Annotated in this window: 18 protein-coding genes; 14 read left to right on the forward strand and 4 right to left on the reverse strand. The window is 69.6% G+C overall.

What is annotated here, in order from left to right; translation table 11 throughout:
• Position 1 precedes the first annotated feature (1 nt).
• The 9 genes from WPS_RS12575 to WPS_RS12615 all read left to right on the forward strand — a co-directional run bounded on the left by WPS_RS12575 (position 2) and on the right by WPS_RS12615 (position 11,227).
• On the forward strand, positions 2-196 hold the full coding sequence (locus WPS_RS12575; protein WP_317994828.1) for a hypothetical protein: 195 nt from the start codon (positions 2-4) through the stop codon (positions 194-196).
• A gap of 67 nt (positions 197-263) precedes the next feature.
• On the forward strand, positions 264-1,010 hold the full coding sequence (gene bchM / locus WPS_RS12580) for a magnesium protoporphyrin IX methyltransferase (protein WP_317994829.1): 747 nt from the start codon (positions 264-266) through the stop codon (positions 1,008-1,010).
• Between the two features lie 9 nt (positions 1,011-1,019).
• Positions 1,020-2,168 carry a magnesium-protoporphyrin IX monomethyl ester (oxidative) cyclase gene (acsF, locus tag WPS_RS12585; protein ID WP_317994830.1) on the forward strand — a complete coding sequence of 383 codons (1,149 nt, stop codon included), beginning with the start codon at positions 1,020-1,022 and terminating at the stop codon, positions 2,166-2,168.
• Positions 2,169-2,410: 242 nt separating this feature from the next.
• Complete coding sequence (locus tag WPS_RS12590) at positions 2,411-5,476, forward strand: WD40/YVTN/BNR-like repeat-containing protein (RefSeq protein WP_317994831.1); 3,066 nt, start codon at positions 2,411-2,413, stop codon at positions 5,474-5,476.
• A 96-nt stretch (positions 5,477-5,572) separates the two neighbouring features.
• Positions 5,573-6,523: a dihydrodipicolinate synthase family protein gene (locus WPS_RS12595; RefSeq protein ID WP_317994832.1), complete on the forward strand. Its 951-nt coding sequence runs from the start codon at positions 5,573-5,575 to the stop codon at positions 6,521-6,523.
• Positions 6,520-8,025, forward strand: coding sequence for an aldehyde dehydrogenase (locus WPS_RS12600; RefSeq protein ID WP_317994833.1), 1,506 nt, complete (start codon positions 6,520-6,522; stop codon positions 8,023-8,025). Before WPS_RS12595 ends, WPS_RS12600 begins: the two co-directional genes overlap by 4 nt.
• Positions 8,026-8,126: 101 nt before the next feature.
• On the forward strand, positions 8,127-9,002 hold the full coding sequence (locus WPS_RS12605) for a hypothetical protein (protein WP_317994834.1): 876 nt from the start codon (positions 8,127-8,129) through the stop codon (positions 9,000-9,002).
• On the forward strand, positions 8,999-9,877 hold the full coding sequence (locus WPS_RS12610; RefSeq protein ID WP_317994835.1) for a DODA-type extradiol aromatic ring-opening family dioxygenase: 879 nt from the start codon (positions 8,999-9,001) through the stop codon (positions 9,875-9,877). Before WPS_RS12605 ends, WPS_RS12610 begins: the two co-directional genes overlap by 4 nt.
• A 51-nt stretch (positions 9,878-9,928) precedes the next feature.
• Complete coding sequence (locus WPS_RS12615; protein WP_317994836.1) at positions 9,929-11,227, forward strand: S41 family peptidase; 1,299 nt, start codon at positions 9,929-9,931, stop codon at positions 11,225-11,227.
• Between the two features lie 46 nt (positions 11,228-11,273).
• Here the strand turns inward: WPS_RS12615 and WPS_RS12620 are convergent, their stop codons facing one another.
• The gene (locus tag WPS_RS12620) at positions 11,274-11,612 is read right to left on the reverse strand and encodes a hypothetical protein (protein ID WP_317994837.1); all 339 of its coding nucleotides are present in this window, start codon (positions 11,610-11,612) and stop codon (positions 11,274-11,276) included.
• A gap of 213 nt (positions 11,613-11,825) precedes the next feature.
• Here WPS_RS12620 and WPS_RS12625 point away from each other — a divergent pair, with 213 nt between their 5' ends.
• Positions 11,826-12,353: an ATP-dependent Clp protease proteolytic subunit gene (locus WPS_RS12625; protein WP_317997543.1), complete on the forward strand. Its 528-nt coding sequence runs from the start codon at positions 11,826-11,828 to the stop codon at positions 12,351-12,353.
• Positions 12,354-12,355: 2 nt separating this feature from the next.
• Here the strand turns inward: WPS_RS12625 and WPS_RS12630 are convergent, their stop codons facing one another.
• The 3 genes from WPS_RS12630 to WPS_RS12640 form a co-directional block, all read right to left on the reverse strand.
• Positions 12,356-13,708 (reverse strand): APC family permease, encoded by a 1,353-nt coding sequence (locus WPS_RS12630; RefSeq protein WP_317994838.1) that lies wholly within the window; start codon positions 13,706-13,708, stop codon positions 12,356-12,358.
• Positions 13,709-13,710: 2 nt separating this feature from the next.
• Complete coding sequence (locus tag WPS_RS12635; RefSeq protein ID WP_317994839.1) at positions 13,711-14,790, reverse strand: type I phosphomannose isomerase catalytic subunit; 1,080 nt, start codon at positions 14,788-14,790, stop codon at positions 13,711-13,713.
• A 73-nt stretch (positions 14,791-14,863) separates the two neighbouring features.
• On the reverse strand, positions 14,864-15,193 hold the full coding sequence (locus tag WPS_RS12640) for a hypothetical protein (protein WP_317994840.1): 330 nt from the start codon (positions 15,191-15,193) through the stop codon (positions 14,864-14,866).
• Between the two features lie 267 nt (positions 15,194-15,460).
• On the opposite strand from WPS_RS12640, the gene WPS_RS12645 reads away from it, so the two are divergent.
• Genes WPS_RS12645 through WPS_RS12660 form a run of 4 tightly spaced genes read left to right on the forward strand, consistent with a single transcriptional unit; the run spans position 15,461 to position 18,744 of the window.
• Positions 15,461-16,096, forward strand: coding sequence for a hypothetical protein (locus WPS_RS12645; protein ID WP_317994841.1), 636 nt, complete (start codon positions 15,461-15,463; stop codon positions 16,094-16,096).
• Complete coding sequence (gene hpnK / locus WPS_RS12650) at positions 16,080-16,970, forward strand: hopanoid biosynthesis-associated protein HpnK (RefSeq protein ID WP_317994842.1); 891 nt, start codon at positions 16,080-16,082, stop codon at positions 16,968-16,970. Before WPS_RS12645 ends, hpnK begins: the two co-directional genes overlap by 17 nt.
• A complete protein-coding gene (hpnI, locus tag WPS_RS12655; protein WP_317994843.1) occupies positions 16,963-18,117 on the forward strand; it encodes a bacteriohopanetetrol glucosamine biosynthesis glycosyltransferase HpnI in 1,155 nt (384 codons plus the stop codon). Before hpnK ends, hpnI begins: the two co-directional genes overlap by 8 nt.
• Before the next feature lie 12 nt (positions 18,118-18,129).
• The gene (locus WPS_RS12660; protein WP_317994844.1) at positions 18,130-18,744 is read left to right on the forward strand and encodes a phosphorylase family protein; all 615 of its coding nucleotides are present in this window, start codon (positions 18,130-18,132) and stop codon (positions 18,742-18,744) included.
• Position 18,745 lies beyond the last annotated feature (1 nt).

The raw sequence follows: 18,745 nt of genomic DNA on the forward strand, positions 1-18,745 counted from the left end.
GATGCCCTATTTCGTCCGCGTCACCGCGATCGTCGCGGTCGCCCTGGTCGCCCTGATCCTCATCGGCTTTCTACTCAAGATCGTGCTGTTCGCGGCGCTGGTCGCCGCGCTGATCGTCGGCGGCTTGGCGATCCGCAACGCCGTTCTGCGCCGCCGGTCCCGCGGCGGGGTGATTACACTCACGGCGCGACGCTAGCCCGCCTCGTAGCATCGGGTCAAGCTGCTGTAGCACGTCCGCCGTGGCGCGGACGGGAGGGCCCCCGATGCAGAGTGATGTCCGTTCCGCGGCCGATCCGCGCACCCACGCGCCGGCGTTCGCGCCGCACCGTCCCTCGGAGATCGGGGAGCGGGTCCGCAAGTACTTCGAAACGTCGGGCTTCTCGCGCTGGACCGCGATCTACGGCACCGGGGACATCCCGCCGATCTGGAAGATCGTGCGCGACGGCCACCAGCGCGTGATCGATCACGTGCTGGAGTGGACCGAGCCCGATCGTCATCACACCGCGCTCGACGCGGGCTGCGGGACCGGCAACCTCGCGATTCAGCTGGCGAACCGCGGCTACGAAGTCGACGCGTTCGACGTCTCGGCGCCGATGATCCACTTCGCCAAGTACATCAACAGCGGGAAGACCAAGGGGATCCCGCCGAGCTTCCACGTCGGCGACATCGGCTCGGTGACGGCGGAGCCGCGCAGCTACGATCTGGTCTGCTGTCTGGACGTGCTGTTCCACTACCCGCTCGAGGAAGTGGATCGGATGCTTTCGAGCCTCGCCGATCTGAGCGCGGCAAAGCTGATCGGGACGTTCGCTCAGCGCACGCCGCTCAACGACTTCTGGATGCGTGTCGGCCAGCGCCTCCACGCCAAGAACCGCATGACGAAGCTGTTCATGTTCAGTCAGTCGGAGATCGACGCGGTGCTCAAGCGGGCCGGCTTCAAGGTCGTGCGGACGAAGCGGATCAAGTACTTCTTCTATGATTCGACCGTGTTCGAAGCCGTGCGGACCGCGTAGCGCCGCAGGATGAGCGTCATCGCCGGGCCGGTCGATTCGGCCTGGGTCAAACAGCCGAAGGTCAAGGATGCGGCGTCGCCGCAGATGCTCGCGCCGCGGCTGTACCGGACGGACATCGAGCAGCTCAACGCGCTCGACGTCTCCGCGTTCCGCGCGGAGTTCACGGCGCTGCGCGAAGATTTCGAAGCCGACCACAACCGCGCGCACTTCAAGTGGGACGACGACGCCCGCAACCTCGACTATCGCCCGGTGTGGGAGAATTTCTACGAGTTCCTCCACCGCAGCGCGTTCGGCGAGTTCTCGGGCTGTCTGCTCTACAGCGACGTCTACCGGCGGATCGACGACCCCGATGTCTCGGCGATCTACAAATGCATGGCGCGCGATGAGGGCCGGCACGCGTCGTTTCTGAACTGGGTGATGCGCGAGATGGGGCGCCGCTTCGACCTCGCGGCGCTCCCGCAGATCGAAAAGCTGCAGTTCCTCGCCCCGCAGTGGATCTTCATCACCACGTACCTCTCCGAAGCGATCGGCTTCTACCGCTATCAGAACATCTCCGATCACCTGCGCGCGCGCAGCGAATACCGCTTCCACCCGCTCTTCCGCTACTTCCACGAGTGGTGCAAGGACGAGCGCCGGCACTCGCGCTTCTTCGCGCTGATGATCCGCACGCAGCCTCAGCTCTACCGCGGTGCGTGGCGCGCATTTCTCACCAAGGTCTTCACCCTCGCGGTGTACGTGACGATGTACCTGCGCGACCAGGAGTCGTCGATCTACGGAACGCTCGGGATCGACTGGGAGAAGTACGATCTGAAGGTGATCGACGAGACCGACGTAGCGGCGGCCGGCGTGTGGGGGATCCGCATCCGCACGAAGTCGCGCTGGTTCGCCGCGCGCTTGCGCGCGATGCGCGAGAACAACCGCGCCAACAAACGCGGCCGCGCGCGCGCCCACGGCATCCGCAAGCCGTATGAGGTCGCGCTGCGCTACGTGCGCTTCGCCGGCAACATCCTGCAGCTCGCGCTCCTCGCTGCGCAGCCGCCGGACCGCGTCACCCCGCACCCGCGCGAACGCTGGCTCGAAGTCGCCGCCGATCCCGCCGACACCGCCGTCTTCGCCCTGAACGTCCCGCCCGCCACGCTGCCCGCCATCGCACGCTGAACCCCGTCACGCTGACGGAGCGAGGACTTCTCGGGATTCTCTCGTAGACGGCGCTGATCGCTCGTCCCCCGAAGCAGTTTGCCACGCTTGGTCCGCCGTTTCGCGCCGCGCTGATCGCGATCGCGTTCGCGTCGCTGTCCGCCTCCGCGCTCGCGCAGCCCGCTTCTTCCCCGCCCGAAGCCGCGGCCTCAGCGTCACCGTCGCCGTCGCCGGCCGCGACCCCGACGCCGCCCTACAACCGGATGGCGTTTCGGGAAATCGGGCCTGCGCTGGCCGGCGGCCGCGTGACCTCGGTGGTCGGCGTTGCGGACGATCCGAAGCTGTACTACCTCGGCTCGGCCGGCGGCGGCGTCTGGAAGACCGTCAACGGAGGCGCGACATGGTCGCCGGTCTTCGACAAGCAGAACGTCGCGTCGATCGGTGCGGTCGCGGTCGATCCCAAGAACCACGACGTCGTGTGGGTCGGGACCGGTGAGACGAACCCGCGCAACGACGTCACCTGGGGCGACGGGATCTACCGCTCGGGCGACGGCGGAAAAACCTGGACGCATCTCGGCCTCGAGGCGACCAAGTTCATCGCGTCGGTCGCGATCGACCCGCGCGATTCGAACACCGTCGTCGCCGGTGCGCTCGGCGACGCGTTTGCCGACTCGCCCGAACGCGGCGTGTATCGCACCACCGACGGCGGCAAGAGCTGGACGAAGACGCTCTATGTCGGCCCGCGTAGCGGCGTCTCCGAACTCGCTGTCGACCCGAAGCGTCCCGACATCATGTATGCGGGGATCTGGCATTTCCAGCGCAAGCCGTGGACGTTCGAATCGGGCGGTGACGACGACGGGATCTGGAAATCGAGCGACGGCGGCAAGACGTGGAAGCGTCTGCAGGGACACGGCCTCCCCGAGGGGATGACGGGCCGCATCGGCCTCGCCGTCGCGCCGTCGAATCCCGACCGCGTCTACGCGCTGATCGAATCGAAGACGCCCGGGATCCTCTGGCGCTCCGACGACGCCGGCACGACCTGGAAATTGATGACGACCAACACGCTCGTCAATCAGCGCTTCTTCTACTTCTCGCACGTGCGCGTCGATCCGCACGACGCAGACCACGTCTACGGCGTCTCCGAGAAACTCTCCGAGTCGAAGGACGGCGGGAAGACCTTCAAGGCGATTGCCGAGAGCCTGCACAGCGACCACCACGATCTGTGGATCGCGCCGAACGATTCGAAGCGGATGATCGCCGGCGGCGACGGCGGCTACGCGATCACGCTCGACGGCGGTGCGGCGTGGTCGTTCTCGCGCAACCTCGCGATCGGACAGATCTATCACGTCGGATACGACGACCAGAACCCGTATCGCGTGTGCGTCGGGCTGCAGGACAACAATGGTTTCTGCGGACCGTCGAACGCTCTGCGCGGCGACGGCATCCCCGACGAAGCGTGGGAGCGCATCATCGGAGGCGACGGTCAGTGGGCGTGGCCCGATCCACGCGATCCGAACTTGGTGTGGACCGATTCGCAGAACGGCCGCCTGACGATCTACGATCGCACCACGAAGCGCACGACGCTGGTGCAGCCGTACCTCGCGACCGGCGCGCAGCACTTTGCGCCCGGCAGCCTCAAGTACCGCTTCAACTGGGATTCCCCAATCGCGTTCGATCCGTTCGAGCGGTCGCGCACGTATTTCGGCGGCAACGTCGTGTTCGAATCGAACGACCGCGGCCGTACCTGGCGGCCGATCTCCGGCGATCTCACCCGCAACGACAAATCCCATCAGATCGCCGCGGGCGGACCGCTCGCGCTCGACAACACCGGCGCCGAGTCGACGTCGACGATCCTCGACATCGAGCCCGCGACGACGACGCGCGGCACGATCTGGGTCGGCACCGATGACGGGCTCGTGCAGTTGACGCGCGACGGCGGCGCGCACTGGACGAACGTCACGCCGCCCGGCGTCCCGATCGACGGGCGCGCCGAGATGGTTGCGCCGTCGCCGCTCACGCCGGGCGTCGCGTACGTCACGATCGACCGCCATTACCTCGGCGATCACGCGCCGTACGTCTTCGCGACGAGGGATTGGGGCGCGCACTGGACGCCGATCGCCGCGGGCCTGCCGCAGCAGGAAGCGCGCGCGATCCGTCCCGACACGCGCAACCCGCACCTGGTCTACCTCGGGCTCGAGAACTCGTTCTGGCTTTCGTACGACGACGGCGCGCACTGGACGAAACCGTCGCTCGGACTCCCGACGACCGCGAGCTACGACATCCGCGTGCAGCCGCACTGGAACGATCTCATCGTTGCGACGCACGGGCGCGGGCTCTACATCCTCGACGATCTCACGCCGCTGCAGCAGCTGCCGCAGGCCGAGGCGGCGGGCGCGATGCTGTTCGCGCCGCGCACGGCGTACCGCTACACGCTGCACTCCGACGACGAGGGACTCTACACGCGGTACGCGGGGAAGAATCCGCCGAACGGCGCTTCGATCGCGTTCTATCTGAAGACACCGGGTGCGAACCCGCCCGCGATCGAGATCCTCGATGCGAGCGGCAAGGCAATCCGTCACCTTCGCGGGACGACGCGCGTCAACGGGCACGATGTCCCCATCGTCACCAACTTTGCCGGGATCAACCGCATCACGTGGGACCTGCGCGAAGACGGCCCGGTGCGGTGGGACGGCGCCGCGAGAGAGGAGTACAAGGGCCCGCGCGCCGGTGTCGCCGTCGTCCCCGGCCGCTACGCGGTGCGGATCGCGATCGGCGGCGCGACGTTGACCCAGCCGCTCACCGTCGCGGCCGATCCGCGCGCGACGCAGACCGCGGCCGACTACCGCGCGGCCTACGCGTTCGCGAAGAGCCACATGACCGCGTTCTCCGCGCTCGACGCCGCGCTCAACCGCCTCGACGCGTACGCGGCGTCGGCAGCGGCCCGCGCGAAGGACGCACCGGCGTTGGCGACGCAGCTCGGCGCCGTCCGCACGCGCGCGCTCGAGCTGCGCGGGCGGCTCACCGCCGATTTCACCAACGACGAGGACTCGATCGGGCATCCGGACCGCATCCGGGAAGAGCTCGAAGGGCTCACCGGCTTCGGCTTCGGGAGCGGCGGGGTACCCAGCGCGGCGGTACGCGAATACGCCGGCCGCGTCGACGCGGCGCTCGCGGCCGCGATGCGCGACGTCGCGGCGTTCGAACGCGACGACGTCGCGAGCGCCGACGCCGCGCTGCGCGCCGCAGGCAAGCCGGCGCTCGCGACGAGCGGCGCGAAGCGCACCGACGTCGTCGGCGGCGAAGCGACGGGCGACGACGCCGACGACTGACCCCGCCCCGGCATTCCGTTTGCTGATGCCGGGACGCCGGATTCTCATCCGGCGCCCGGCAGACGCCGCCGTCGTGCGCGGTGTAGTATAGGTCGCATGCAGATCGAGCGCTACCGCGACCGCTTCCGCGACGTCATCGGCCTGGTCGTGACGCCGATGGACCGCACCTACGCCGTCGACGAGGGCGCGCTGCGCGAGCAGATCGACTGGTGCTTTGCGCACGGTGCGACGGGGATCGTCGCGACCGGCTCGATCGGCGAATTCCTTCACCTCGAAGACGACGAACGCCGCCGCGTCCTCGAAGTCACGCTCGATCAGACGCGCAAACATCCCGGCGCGAGCGCGTTCGCGATGACGTCGGGCGCGACGACGCTGCAGGCGCTGCGCTGGACGAAGGTTGCGGCGGAACTCGGTTACGACTGCGCCGTCGTGATCGCCCCGTACTACTGGAAGATCGGCGAGCACGAGGCGTTCGAACACTTTCGCACCGTCGCCGAGGCGAATCTGCTCCCGGTCTGCGTCTACCATAATCCGGCGCTCTCGAAGTTCCACATCTCGCCCGCGCTCTTCCGCAAGGTCGCCGAACTCGAGAACGTGGTCTGCGTGAAAGAAGTCGAGACCGACCTGCAGCACCTCGAGCAGGTCGCCGACGCGCTCGAGAACCGCGCGATCTATCTGCAGACGTTCCGCGCGTATCTCACCGGACGGCTGCTCGGATCGAACGGGGGGCAGATCAACGTGTTCGCGATCCCTGTGTGCGTCGCGATCGACGAGGCGTGGAAACGCGGCGACATCGCGCTCGCCGAAGAGATCCAGCGCCGGCTCAACCGCGTCTTCCCGCGCGGCGGCGAAGGCGCGCTCGGCGCGCTCGGGATGACGAAGGTGACCGCCTCGGTCGTCACCGGGATCGACCTGGGCCCTGCGCGGCCGCCGTATCTCGCGCCCGACGACGCGCAGGAGCGGATCACGAAACGGCTTCCGGAGCTCTACGATCTCGTCCCGGCGATGAAGCCCGAGAAGCGCACCGCGGTGCACAGCCTGACGTGAGCGCGACGAACGACGGCCTCGCGATCGCCCCGGACGTCCGTACCACCCGGCTGTGGATCGACGGCGCGTTCGTCGACGCGCTCGACGGCGCGTGCTACGACGATCTCGACCCGGCCGGCGGCGACGTAGTCGCGCGCGTCGCGCGCGGCGGTTCCGCCGACAGCGACCGCGCCGTCGCCGCGGCGCGCCGCGCGTTCGACGACGGACCATGGCCGCGGATGTCCGCGGCTCAGCGCGCCGGCGTCCTGCGCCGCCTCGCGACGCTGCTCGTCGATCATCGCGACGAGCTCGCGCGCCTCGAATCGCGCGACGCCGGCAAGCCGTTCCGCGAGACCGCCGATCGCGACATCCCGCGCGCTGCGGACAACTGCGCGTTCTTCGCCGGGGCGATCGAACAGCGCGAGCAGAGCGCGTTCTTCGACCGCAAGCCGTTTCTGGGCGCGGAGCGCGAGATCGTCTCGCTGGTGCGCGACGAACCGGTCGGCGTCTGCGCGCTGCTGACGCCGTGGAACTCGCCCTTGATGCAGGCGACGTGGAAGATCGCGCCGGCGATCGCCGCCGGCAACACCTGCGTCCTCAAGCCGTCCGAGCTCACGCCGCTTTCAACGCTGCGGCTGGCGGAGCTCTGCGCCGAGGCCGGCGTCCCCGCCGGCGTCGTCAACGTCGTCACGGGCTTCGGGACCGAGGCGGGCGCGCCGCTGGTCGCCGATCCGCGCGTCGACGCGGTCGCGTTCACGGGAAGCGAAGCGACCGGGATCGCGATCAACCGCGCCGCGGCGCCGACGCTCAAGAAAGTCACGCTCGAACTCGGCGGGAAATCGGCGAACGTCGTGTGCGACGACGCCGACCCCGACCTCGCCGTCGAGGGGAGCGTCCTCGCGATGTTCCGTCACAGCGGTCAGGTGTGCTTGGCGGGGACGCGCCTCTACGTGCAGGCCGGGATCTACGATCGTTTCGTCGAGCGGTATCTGGCGCGCGTGCGCGCGCTGCGCGTCGGCGATCCGCAGTCGCGCGAGAGCGACCTCGGTCCGCTGATCACCGCGCAGCATCGCGACCGCGTCGAACGGTTCGTCGCCGACGCCGACGCCGCCGGCGTCCCGGCGCTGCTCCACGGCGCGCGTCCGGGCGATCCGGAACTGGCCGCCGGGAATTACCTCTCGCCGACGATCTTCGCGCCGCACGGCGAGTCGGAGATGATCGCCTGCGAGGAAGTGTTCGGACCGGTGCTCTCGCTGTTCCGGTTCGAAACGCTCGACGAGGTCGTCGCGCGCGCGAACGCGACGCGGTTCGGCCTCGCCGCATACGTGTGGACCGCGAACGTCGCGACCGGGCTGCGCTTCGCCGAACGCGTCCGCGCCGGGATGTGCTGGATCAACGGCTACTTCCTGCGCGACCTGCGCCAGCCGTTCGGCGGCACCGGGATGAGCGGCCTCGGCCGCGAGGGCGGCCGCTGGTCGCTGGACTTCTTCACCGAACCCAAACTCGTCTGCATCGCCTATTGATGTCACGCTGAGCTTGTCGAAGCGCAGCCGCCGTCGTGCCCGCAGGGCGGCGCATCGAGAAACCCCGCGAGACGCCGAGGAGAGCATCGCCCATGTCGTTCATGAATCCCGTCACCGTCATCCCCAAGCACGTTCCGGGCGACGAGCTGCGCACGTTCGGCACGCTGGAGTCGTACGAAGAGTACATCGAGCATCAATACCGCGACACCAAGGCGCTGCTTGAGAAATATCGCGAGCACGCAACGCACGACCCCCAACTGAGCGCCGAGTACCGGCACGCGATGCGCCCGATCATGGTCACCACCTGCTGGGGCGAAGCGCAGACGACGGCGCAGGTCGCGCAGATCATCACCAAGACGAACCGCCCGTCGATCCAGTACTTCTACGCCACCCACGCGCTCGACGAAGTCCGCCACACGCAAGTCGAATGGCGCCGCATCCGCGACCTCGACCTCGCCGACTCCCTCGACGTCCCCTATGAGCAGACCGAACTCTTCCGCTTCGTCAACGGCCTGCCGACGTTCGTCGAGATCGTCTACGGCCAGGTCTGCACGCTCGAGGCCTACTCGGCGCACGTCCTCTTCAACTCGATCATCGATCTGGCGAAGAAGCACGGCGACCTCGCGACCGCGGCGACCTACGAGTACGTGATGCACGATGAAGTCCGGCACATCGGGACCGGACTGCGCGTGGTGCGTGAGGCGATCGAGACGAGCCCCGATCCGGAAGAAGCGCAGTTCCGCATCCTCGACCTGGAGGAGAAACTGCTGCCGATCACGATCCGCAAGCTGGGCCGCGACTCGGCGATCGCGAACTCGCTCTACGAGTCGGGCTTGATCTTGGACAAACGCACCTTCGAATTCGACGGCTTCCGCCAGTACCTGGTCTTCCGCTCGAAGATCCCGAACCTGCCGCCGATGCGCTACCGCGGTCCCGACGGCTGGACCCCCGAGGACGCGCTCGCCGGCGTCGCATGAGCGCGGCGGGGGCGATCGTCGCGGGACTCTTCTCCACCCACGTCCCGCGCCTGATGATCCTCGATCCCGACGCGCGCCGCGCATACATGGGACGCACCGTGACCACGTTCTACGACGCGCTCGATCGGATACGGCACGAGCGCATCGCAGCGCTCGACTTCGACACTTTCGTCGTCGTCGACACGCATTGGCACACGACGCTCGAGTTCGTGATCAACGCGCACGCGCGCCACGACGGCGTCTACACCTCCGACGAGATTCCGTGGATGATCCACGAGTACGCCTACGACTATCCGGGCGACCCGGAACTCGCGGCGCTGATCGCTGCGGAGGCGCAGGCGCGCGGCGTGCCGGTGCAGGCGGCCGCGCATCGCGGCCTGCCGATCCACTACGGCACGCTCAACCCGATGCACTATTACAATCCCGGCCCGGCGAAGCACCGCGTCCTGCCGGTCTCGGTCTGTGACACCGCGGAGGTCGCACCGAACCTGCGCTTCGGCGAAGCGCTCGCCGCCGCGGTCGCGAAGAGCGGACGGCGCGTCCTGCTCGTCGCCTCCGGCGGGATGTCGCACCGCTTCTGGCCGCTCGCCGTGATTCGCGAGCGCGCGAGCGCCGATCCGGCGGACATCAGCGACCCGGCGCTGCGCGCGTTCGACGAGCGCATCATGGGCTGGTGGCGCGACGGGGATCACGCCGCAGTCCTCTCCGTCGCCGACGAGTTTCGCCGGACGTGTTCGCCGGAGGGACGTTTCGCGCACTACCTCGTCCTCGCCGGCGCACACGGCGGCGCCGCGTGGCGGGCGCGCGGCGAACAGTTCGGCCGCTACGAAGCCGCGATCGGGACCGGCCAAGCCAACTTCTGGTTCGCGGGCTGAGCGGCTCGGGCGATGGGTCGCGGCGCGGAAGCCGTCGAACCCGCACCGGAGATGAATCCGCTGCTGCGCGCCGTGCCGTTGGTCGCCGCGATCCTGCTCGCGTCGTCCTCGCCGGAACCGGCAGCGGCGATCGGTGCCGATCACGCCTACGCGATCCGCAGCGCCTACGCAAAACTCACCGATACGTTCTACCGCACCGTCGACGCGCGCACGATCGCGGACGGGGCGCGCGCGGCGATCGCGAATGCCGTTCGCGGCCACGGCACGGCCGGCTCCCCGCCTCCAGGTGAGGGCACGGCGTCGATCCTCGCGGCCGTCGATGCGGCGCGCGCGCACAGCACCCTCTCGGAGACGGCGCTGACCTACGCCGCATTGGGCGGGATGGCGCGCGCGGTGCACGACAAGTACACCGCGTTCCTCTCGCCGCACGAACTGCACGACTTCACCGCGCCGCTCACCCCGACGCACTTTTTCGGGATCGGCGTCCTGCTCGCCGAAGACGAGGCGACGCACGACGTGCGCGCATCGTACGTCCCGCCGGGAACACCCGCCGACGGCGCCGGAGTCCGGCCGGGCTACGTGTTCGACGCGATCGACGGTGTCCGGGTGCGCCGCATCGGACTGCAGCGCACGCGCGCGAAGCTGCTCGGCACGCGCGGCACCGTCGTGCGCGTGCGGATGCTGCGCGACGGGAAACCGATCGCGCCGTTCACGATCGCGCGTGCCGACGTGCATGCGCCGACCGTCTACGAGAAAATGCTGCCGAACAAGGTCGGCTACATCGCGGTCGCGGCGTTCGGCGAACCGACGGCGCAGGAATTCGGCGCCGCGATCGCGCGCCTGCAGCAGCAGCGGGCGAACGGCTACGTGATCGACCTGCGCTTCAACGGCGGCGGCTACGTCGGCGCCGCGGTCGCGATCGCCGACACCTTCATCGCACGCGGCCCGATCGTCTCCGTCTCGGGCCGCACCGGGAATCAGGAGTACGATGCCGACGCGACGGCGATCGCTCCGAAGCCGATCGCGATCCTGGTCAACCACTACTCGGCGTCGGCATCCGAAATCACCGCCGGCGCGCTCCAAGACGCCGGATTGGCGACGCTGGTCGGCGACCGCACGTACGGCAAGGGCGTGGTCCAGGAACTGACCTACTTCAACGACGGCTCGGCGCTCAAGGTCACGACCGCGCGCTACCTCACGCCGCGCAGGCGCGTGATCGACGGGATCGGGCTCGCGCCCGACGTCGCGGTCGCGGAGAACAAGCGCGCGCGCCTGGGCGAACCGGCAGCCGACGCGCAGCTCGCGGCTGCGCTGCGGATCATCGGCGGAAAAATCGTCTCCGCGCGCTGAACGTTTCGCCTTCTGCGCCGCGCCGGTTGCGCTTACGCGGCGCGCATCATCGGCGTCGCTCGGGACGTCGACGGCAAGGTGCGAGCGTACCGCTTGAGCGTACTGTAACTTCCCCGGAAAGCGCGGCGCCGGACGAGTTCGTCGTGGAGCGAGCGCAGCGACGTCCCCTCGGCGAGCGCCGCTTCGATCGCGTCGCGATGCGGATCGCAGAGCGCCGCGCGGCGTCCGCCAGATCGGCGACGCCGCCGAGTAACCCGGCCCGCCGCGCGTACGCCGCAATCGTCTCGCGGCGATGACCCGTTTCGCGCTCGATGCGGCGCAGTTTCTTCCCCTCGCGCAGCATCGCCAGGACCCGCTCCCGCTGCGCATCGGTCAGCGTGTTCATTCCCGGCGTTTCATCGCTCGCGCAGGAGCCTCCCTGCGGGCCGGTGGCCGCTTTTCGCGGGGCCGATGGCGTGGCCGGTTTTCGCGGCCCGAATCGCCGCTCCGCGCAGCGCGTCTGCTAGACTGCGGCGCATGAGTCTGATACCCATCGTCGTCGAGCAGACCGCGCGGCGAACGCTCGTACGACATCTACTCGCGGCTGCTGCAGGAACGCATCGTCTTCGTCACCGGCGCGATCGACGACGGGCTGGCGAACATCGTGATCGCGCAGCTGCTCTTTCTCGAACGCCAAGATCCCGACCGCGACATCGATCTCTACATCAACAGTCCCGGCGGCAGCGTCAGCGCGGGTCTCGCGATCTACGACACGATGCAGTTGATCAAGCCGCAGGTCGCGACGATCTGCGCCGGTTTCGCGGCGTCGGCTGCGTCGGTGCTGCTGACCGGCGGGGCACGCGGGAAGCGCATGGCGCTGCCGTACAGCAAAATCCTGATCCATCAGCCGTGGATCCAGCAAGTCGGCGGTCAAGCCACCGACATCGAGATCCACGCCAAGGACCTCATCGCGACGCGCCGTACGCTGGCCGCGATCTACGAACGCACCACCGGCAAGCCGATCGACGACGTCCTCCGAGACCTCGAGCGCGACTTCTACATGACCGCCGACGACGCGCGCGCCTACGGAATCATCGACTCGATCCTCGACGGCACCAGCCGGAACGGCGAGACCCCGTCACCCTGAGCTCAGCCTGACACGGCGAACGGCCACTCACGAAGCTTCGCCGCGCGAACCGCGAACACCGCAACGCCCGCCGCGACGGTCACCGTACCGAAGAGCATCGCGCCGGCGCCGGAACTCCAGAACAGGTAGGTCCAGCCGCCGAGCGCGACGAGTGCCGGCAGCGGGAAGAGCCACATCCGGTACGGCGCGCGCACGCCGCGGCGGCGCAGCGCGAAGAGCGCGAAAATCTGCGCGATCGGCTGCACCAGCACGATCCCCGCCGTCAGCGCGTTGATGATCTGATCGAGCGTGAACAGCGATGCCGGCAGCGCCAGCGCGCCGATCGTCAGCAGCGAGACGTTGGGGAAGCGATGCACCGCATCGACGCGCGCGAAGGGACGCAGAAACGCGCCGTCGACCGCCGCCGCGAACGGGATGCGCGAGAACGCGAGCAGGTTCCCGAACACCGACGCGAACGCGGTGGTCAGCACGAGCAGCGTGGCGATCGTCGCGGCGACGCCGCCGAAGGCCCGCTCGACGAGCGACGAAGCGATGTGCGCACCGAGCGGCGGCAGGGTACCGTTCGCCGCCGGGATCACGTCGCGCCACGGCACCGCGCCCAGGATCCCGACCTGCATCGTGAGGTACAGCGCGCCGACCAGCAGGATCGAAACGACGATCGAGCGCGGCAGGGTCTTCGCCGGATCGATCACTTCATCGCCGATCGCGCTCGACGCGCCGTAGCCGACGTAATCGTACATCGCGATCACCAGCGCTTGACCGAAGCCGGCGGCGAGTCCGCCCCCGAACCCGTCGCGCGGGAGTGCAAACGCCTGCGCCGGAGCGAAGTGCGCGAACGCTGCGACGATCACGATGAGCAGCGTCGCGATCGCCGCGACCGCCAGCACGCGCCCGATCCCCGCGATCGAACCGATCCCGCGATAGAGCGCGGCGACGGTGAGCACGCCGACCCCGATCGCGACGATCTGCACGTGCTGCGGCGACGTCCCGACCCACGGCACGAGATACGCGGCGTAGTTCGCGAAGCCGACGTAGCCGGACGCTTGGATCAGCGGCGCGTAGAAGATCGTCTGCCACACGAACAGGAACGCCAGCAGCGCGCCCCACCGGCGCGCGCCGAACACCGAGCGCAGAAAGCCGTACGTTCCGCCCGACCCGGGGAAGAGCGAGCCGAGTTCCGCCCACACCAAACCGTCGCAAAGCGCGAGCAGCGCGCCCGCCAGCCAGCCGGCGAGCGAGTACGGACCGTGCAGGGCGCCAAGCACCAGCGGCACGGTGATCAGCGGCCCGATGCCGATCATCGTGATCACGTTGATCGCGATCGCGCCGCGCAGCGCGACGCCGCGAATCAGCACACTCAGCGCTGCGCGAACTGCGCCGCGAACGCGTCGAACGCGTCGGGCGCGACGCCGGCGCCGAGGGTGCGCGCGCGCATCGCCGCGAGGTCGGGCTGCGGCCGCACGACCAGCGCGTGCGTCGGCTCGCCGCCCGGGATCAGCGCGATCCGCGCCGCCGCCGCCGGCGTCACCGCCGTCTGCCACGGTTCGAGGACCGTGCTCCCGCCGCCGGCGTCGACGCGCACGTGGGCGTCCATCGCCGTGATCGTGAGGGGACGGCCGTCGGTCTCCAGGTACGCGTCGAGCCCGTGCACCTTTACGCGCTCGACGGCGAATCGCGGATCGGCGATCAGCAGCGTGCGCGCGATCCCGTCTGCATCATACGCGAGCTGCTGCACCGCGCCGGGAAAGGTCGCGCGGAAATCGAGGACGTCGCCGGCCTTCTCCACGTGCAGTTGGCGCGGCCGGCCGTCGGCGCCGACGCGGTTCCAATCGAAGATCCGGTAGGTGAGGTCGCTGGCCTGCTGCGTTTCGAAGAGCTGAATCCCCGCGCCGATCGCATGCAGCGTCCCGGCCGGCAAGTAAAACGCGTCGCCGGGGTAGACCGGGACGCGTCGGAGGATCTCGCCGAGGCTGCCGTCGGCGACACGCCGCTCGTATTCCTCGCGGGACGTGTCGCGCGCCCAGCCGAGCACGAGTTCGGCCCCCGGCTCGCAGGCGAGGATGTACCAGCACTCGGTCTTTCCGAACGGCTGGCCCTCCACGCGCTGCGCGTAGGCGTCGTCCGGATGGACCTGCACCGAGAGCGGCGCGCGGGCATCGATGATCTTCGTGAGGACCGGAAAGAGCCGCTCTGCGTCGATCGGCCCGGTCAGCCGCGTCCCGAGCTCGGTGCGCAACGCAGCGAGCGTCGTACCCGCAAGAGCGCCGTTGCCGACGGCGTTCTCGTCCCAGCACTCCCACGACTCGCCCAGCGGCGGCTCGACGTGCGCGATGCGTGCGGCCTCCCGCTTCCCGTAGCGGCTGAGGAGCGCGTCGCCGCCCCAGATCGCAGGCGTCTCTTTCGGCCGCATGACGTACGGGTACAGAAGCTCGGACACGTTGCGACTCTAAGCGACGGGGTGCGGTCGAATCCTCCCGGCCCGGGCGAAGCGCCGGGCCGGGAGCGAAGCGCTACTCGCGCCGGATCGTGGTCGAGGAACTCGAACGGTTGGACGCGGCCACCAGGCCGACGATCGCCACCAGGACGACCGCACCGACGATGATCCAGGTCCACGGGATCTGCTGGGTGTCGGTCGTGGTCGTGGTCGTAGAACTCGACGTTCCGTTGCTGGTGCTCGGGGCTCCGGCACTGCTTCCGCCGCCGGCCCCGCCGCCGGTCGTGCTGCTGCTCGTGGTTCCGCCGCCGCCCGTGCCGCCGGTCGACTGTGCGAGCGCGAAGCTCGGCGCAATCGCCACGAACAGGGCGAAGACGAGGATCGAGAGCCGTGTGACGATGCGCATGATGAGAGAGGCCTCCTCGTCGTGAGTGATCAGGCCGCCGCGTCCTGCGGCTCCGGGTCGCCCTGCGGCGACGTCGGATCCGCGGGGATCCCGGGCATATCGGGCGGCGCGTCCGGCATCGCCGGCACGTCGGGGACCGATTCTGGGATTTGATACTCGGCGACCATAGCCTCGCTGACGTTCCCGAGGGGCGAAGTCTCGAAACGGTGCGGGGGCGGCCGCCGGCGTCCGGCAACCCTGGCGGGCCTGCGAAGGTTGTGCCTCGCAATGCGCTCCTTGCAACGCGTTGCCGTTTTGGCGGCAACGATCGTGCTGCTGGGCGAAGCTCCGACGCCCACGGCTCCCTCAGAAGAGGCCGCACGCGTCGTTGCGCTGAGCAGCAACCGCTCGTCCGCCGTGCAGTCGTACACGTCGCGGCTGCACGTCGACGTCGCGCTGTGTTCGTTCCCGTTCTTGAAGTTTCACTTAAACGGCACGATGGCGTTCAAACGGCCCAACCTCTACTCGGTGCACTTCGAGCACGTCCCGTGGTTCGGCAAAGGCTTTGAAGATCTCAAAGCCGACCCGCTCGTGCCGATGACGTGGCCGGAACACTATGACATCACCAGCCTCAAGCGCGAAGGCGGCCGCGCGCTGTTCGAAATGCGCGACAAGGTGGACGGCCACATCAAGGGCGTGCACGCGGAGCTCGACAACGATGGGCTGCGCCGCATCACGTGGATGTACGTCAACGGCGGCAACATCGACGTGCAGGTGACGCCGTCGACCGTCGACGGCGTCCCGGTGCCGTCGGTGGAAGACGCCGACATCAAGCTCCCGACGTATCACGTGACGGCGCACGCGACGTTCACCGACTACAAGATCGTCACCGACTCCGAAGCGAACGGTGAACGCGCGCGCTGAGCGCGCGCTCCGCCGGGTCATCGTCACGGCGGACGACTTCGGGCTCGCGCTCCCGGTCAACGAGGCCGTCGAGCGCGCGCACCGCGAGGGCGTGCTCACCGCCGCGAGCCTGATGGTCGCCGCGCCGGCGGCGGCCGACGCCGTCGCCCGCGCGCGCGCGCTCCCCACGCTGCGCGTCGGCCTGCACGTCGTCGTCGTCGACGGAACGCCGCTGCTGCCGCCCGAGCAGATCCCCGATCTGGTCGACGCGCGCGGGATGTTCGGCGCCGATCTCGCCGGCGCGGGGGTGCGCTATTTCTTCGTGCCGGGGATCCGCCGCCAGCTCGAAGCGGAGATCCGCGCGCAGTTCGCCGCGTTCGCGGCGAGCGGGCTGGCGTTCGATCACGTCAACGCGCAATGCCACATGCACCTGCACCCGACGGTCTTCGGGATCATGGTAAAGGTCGCGCGCGAGTATGGTTCTCCGCCGATGCGGATTCCCTACGAACCGTTTGCCGCGTCGTGGCGTGCGACGCACGACGCACGCGGCCTGCGGTTCGCGAACGCCTACCTGCTCGCGCCGTGGCTCGCGTTGATGAAACTGCGTTTGCGGGCCGCGGGGATCGCGCACAACGATCGCGTCTTCGGTCTCGGCGACTCGGGGCACATGACCGCGGCCCGCGTGCGGGCGCTGCTCGGCGAGCTCGAACCCGGCGTCACCGAGGTGTTCTTCCACCCGGCGACGTCCCATTGGGACGGGATGACCGACGCGCTGTCGCGTTACCGGCTCGAAGACGAGTTCGACGCGCTGCTCGACCCCGGCGTCGCGCGCGCGCTCGGCGAACCCGGCGTCGAGCGGATCGCGTTCTCGGATCTCACGGCCGCGCGTGCCTGATCTGCGGCGCCTCGCCGCGCGCGCGACCTGCGCGCTCTCGCTCGCGAGTCTCGGCTACACTGCTTTCGCGCTGGTACGCACGCTCGCGTTCGCGAAGCGTCCGCTCCAGCCGGCGACGCGCGCGCCGCACGTCACGATCCTCAAGCCGCTCCACGGCGACGAACCGCTGCTCGTGCAGAAGCTCGCGTCGTTCTGCGATCAGGAGTATCCGCACTTCGATGTGGTGATGGGGACGCGCGCCGCCGGAGACGTCGCGCTCGAAGCGGCGCGCGCCGTGGCACGCGATCATCCCGGTATCGCGACGGTGGTGCACGCGGCCGCATCGACGCCGCATTATCCGAATCCGAAGGCGGCGACGCTCGCCGCGCTCGTCCCCCATGCGCGCGGTGAGATCATCGTCTTCGCCGACAGCGACATGCGCGTGACGCCGGAATATCTGCTGGCCGTCGCGGCGCCGTTCGAGGATCCAGCCGTCGGCGCCGTGACGTGCCTCTATCGCGGCGAACCCGCCGGCGGCGGGGCCGCCTCGGCGCTGGGCGCGATGGCGAATCACGAGCACTTCGCGCCGTCGGTCCTCGTCGCCGAATCGCTGATGGGGATGCGGTTCGGATTCGGCGCGACGATCGCGGTGCGGCGCGCGCTCTTCGAGCGGATCGGCGGGTTGGCGGCGATCGGCAGCCACATCGCCGACGACGCCACGCTCTGCCGGCTGGTGCGCGAGGCGGGATTCCGCGTCGTGCTCTCGCGCTACGTCGTTGAAAACGTCGTCGACGAGCCGACGCTCGCGGCGCTGTGGGAGCACGAGCTGCGCTGGGCGCGGACGCATCGCGCGCTCGAACCGGCCGGGTACGCGGGGCTCGCGATCACCTATCCGATCCCGCTTGCGCTGCTGCACCTCGCGCTCGCGCGCAACCGCGCGAAGGCGCTCGCGGTGGTGGCCGCCGCGTTCGCACTGCGGTTTGCGCTCAGCGCCGCGACGCGCGCCGCCTTCGGCGTGCGTTCAGCGCCGCAGCCCCTGCTGATCCCGCTGCGCGACGCCTTCGGTCTGGCGGTGTGGGCGGCGGCGTTCGCGTCGCGCCGCGTCGCGTGGTCCGGCGAGACGCTCGCGCTCGCGGACAACGGCACCGTCACGCGCGCCGGGCGATAGCCGTTGCCGTTCGTGCTGCTCGTCCCGCGCGGCGCGGAAGCCGCCGCCGTGCGCCGCGCGCATCCCGCGGCGCGGGTCGTCGAGGTGCGCGCCGGGCGGCACGCTGCGGCGAATCCCCCCGCATTCGCCGCGGGCGACGTCGCCGTCGTCCTCGGGCTCGCCGGCGCGCTGCGCGAACACCGCACCGGCGACGCCGTCGCGTATCGGTCCGTCGCCGACGCCGACGGCCGCGTCGCGCTGACCGATCCGCACGACGCTGGCATCGACACCGCGTCGCTCCCGAACTGCGCGCTCGCCGACGCCTGCACCGTCGACCACGTCGTCACGACGCGAACGGAGCGCGCGGCGCTTGCCGCGCGCTGGTCTGCTTCGGTCGTCGACATGGAAGGGACGCACCTCGCCCGTGCGCTCGCCGCGCGCGGCGTCCCGTGCGTCATGCTGCGCGCGATCAGCGACGATGCGGCACGTGACCTGCCCGCGCTCGAGCGTGCGATCACCGCCGACGGCGGCGTCGACGGGCTGCGGATCGCACGCGCGTTCCTGCGCGCACCGCTCGCGGCCGCCGCGTTCGTGCGCGGCGCGCGCGCCGGCCTGCGCACGCTCGAAGCGATCGCGCGCCGATTCTGAA

Origin of the sequence: Vulcanimicrobium alpinum (assembly GCF_027923555.1) — a bacterium.
In the GTDB taxonomy this organism is placed as follows: Bacteria; Vulcanimicrobiota; Vulcanimicrobiia; order Vulcanimicrobiales; family Vulcanimicrobiaceae; genus Vulcanimicrobium; species Vulcanimicrobium alpinum.

Excerpts from the sequence above, each read along its gene's own strand:
- WPS_RS12575 (WP_317994828.1), top strand. The coding sequence starts at position 2 with ATGCCCTATTTCGTCCGCGTCACCGCGATCGTCGCGGTCGCCCTGGTC.
- bchM (WP_317994829.1), top strand. The coding sequence starts at position 264 with ATGCAGAGTGATGTCCGTTCCGCGGCCGATCCGCGCACCCACGCGCCG.
- acsF (WP_317994830.1), top strand. The coding sequence starts at position 1,020 with ATGAGCGTCATCGCCGGGCCGGTCGATTCGGCCTGGGTCAAACAGCCG.
- WPS_RS12590 (WP_317994831.1), top strand. The coding sequence starts at position 2,411 with ATGGCGTTTCGGGAAATCGGGCCTGCGCTGGCCGGCGGCCGCGTGACC.
- WPS_RS12595 (WP_317994832.1), top strand. The coding sequence starts at position 5,573 with ATGCAGATCGAGCGCTACCGCGACCGCTTCCGCGACGTCATCGGCCTG.
- WPS_RS12605 (WP_317994834.1), top strand. The coding sequence starts at position 8,127 with ATGAATCCCGTCACCGTCATCCCCAAGCACGTTCCGGGCGACGAGCTG.
- WPS_RS12610 (WP_317994835.1), top strand. The coding sequence starts at position 8,999 with ATGAGCGCGGCGGGGGCGATCGTCGCGGGACTCTTCTCCACCCACGTC.
- WPS_RS12615 (WP_317994836.1), top strand. The coding sequence starts at position 9,929 with ATGAATCCGCTGCTGCGCGCCGTGCCGTTGGTCGCCGCGATCCTGCTC.
- WPS_RS12620 (WP_317994837.1), bottom strand. The coding sequence starts at position 11,612 with ATGAACACGCTGACCGATGCGCAGCGGGAGCGGGTCCTGGCGATGCTG.
- WPS_RS12640 (WP_317994840.1), bottom strand. The coding sequence starts at position 15,193 with ATGCGCATCGTCACACGGCTCTCGATCCTCGTCTTCGCCCTGTTCGTG.
- WPS_RS12645 (WP_317994841.1), top strand. The coding sequence starts at position 15,461 with ATGCGCTCCTTGCAACGCGTTGCCGTTTTGGCGGCAACGATCGTGCTG.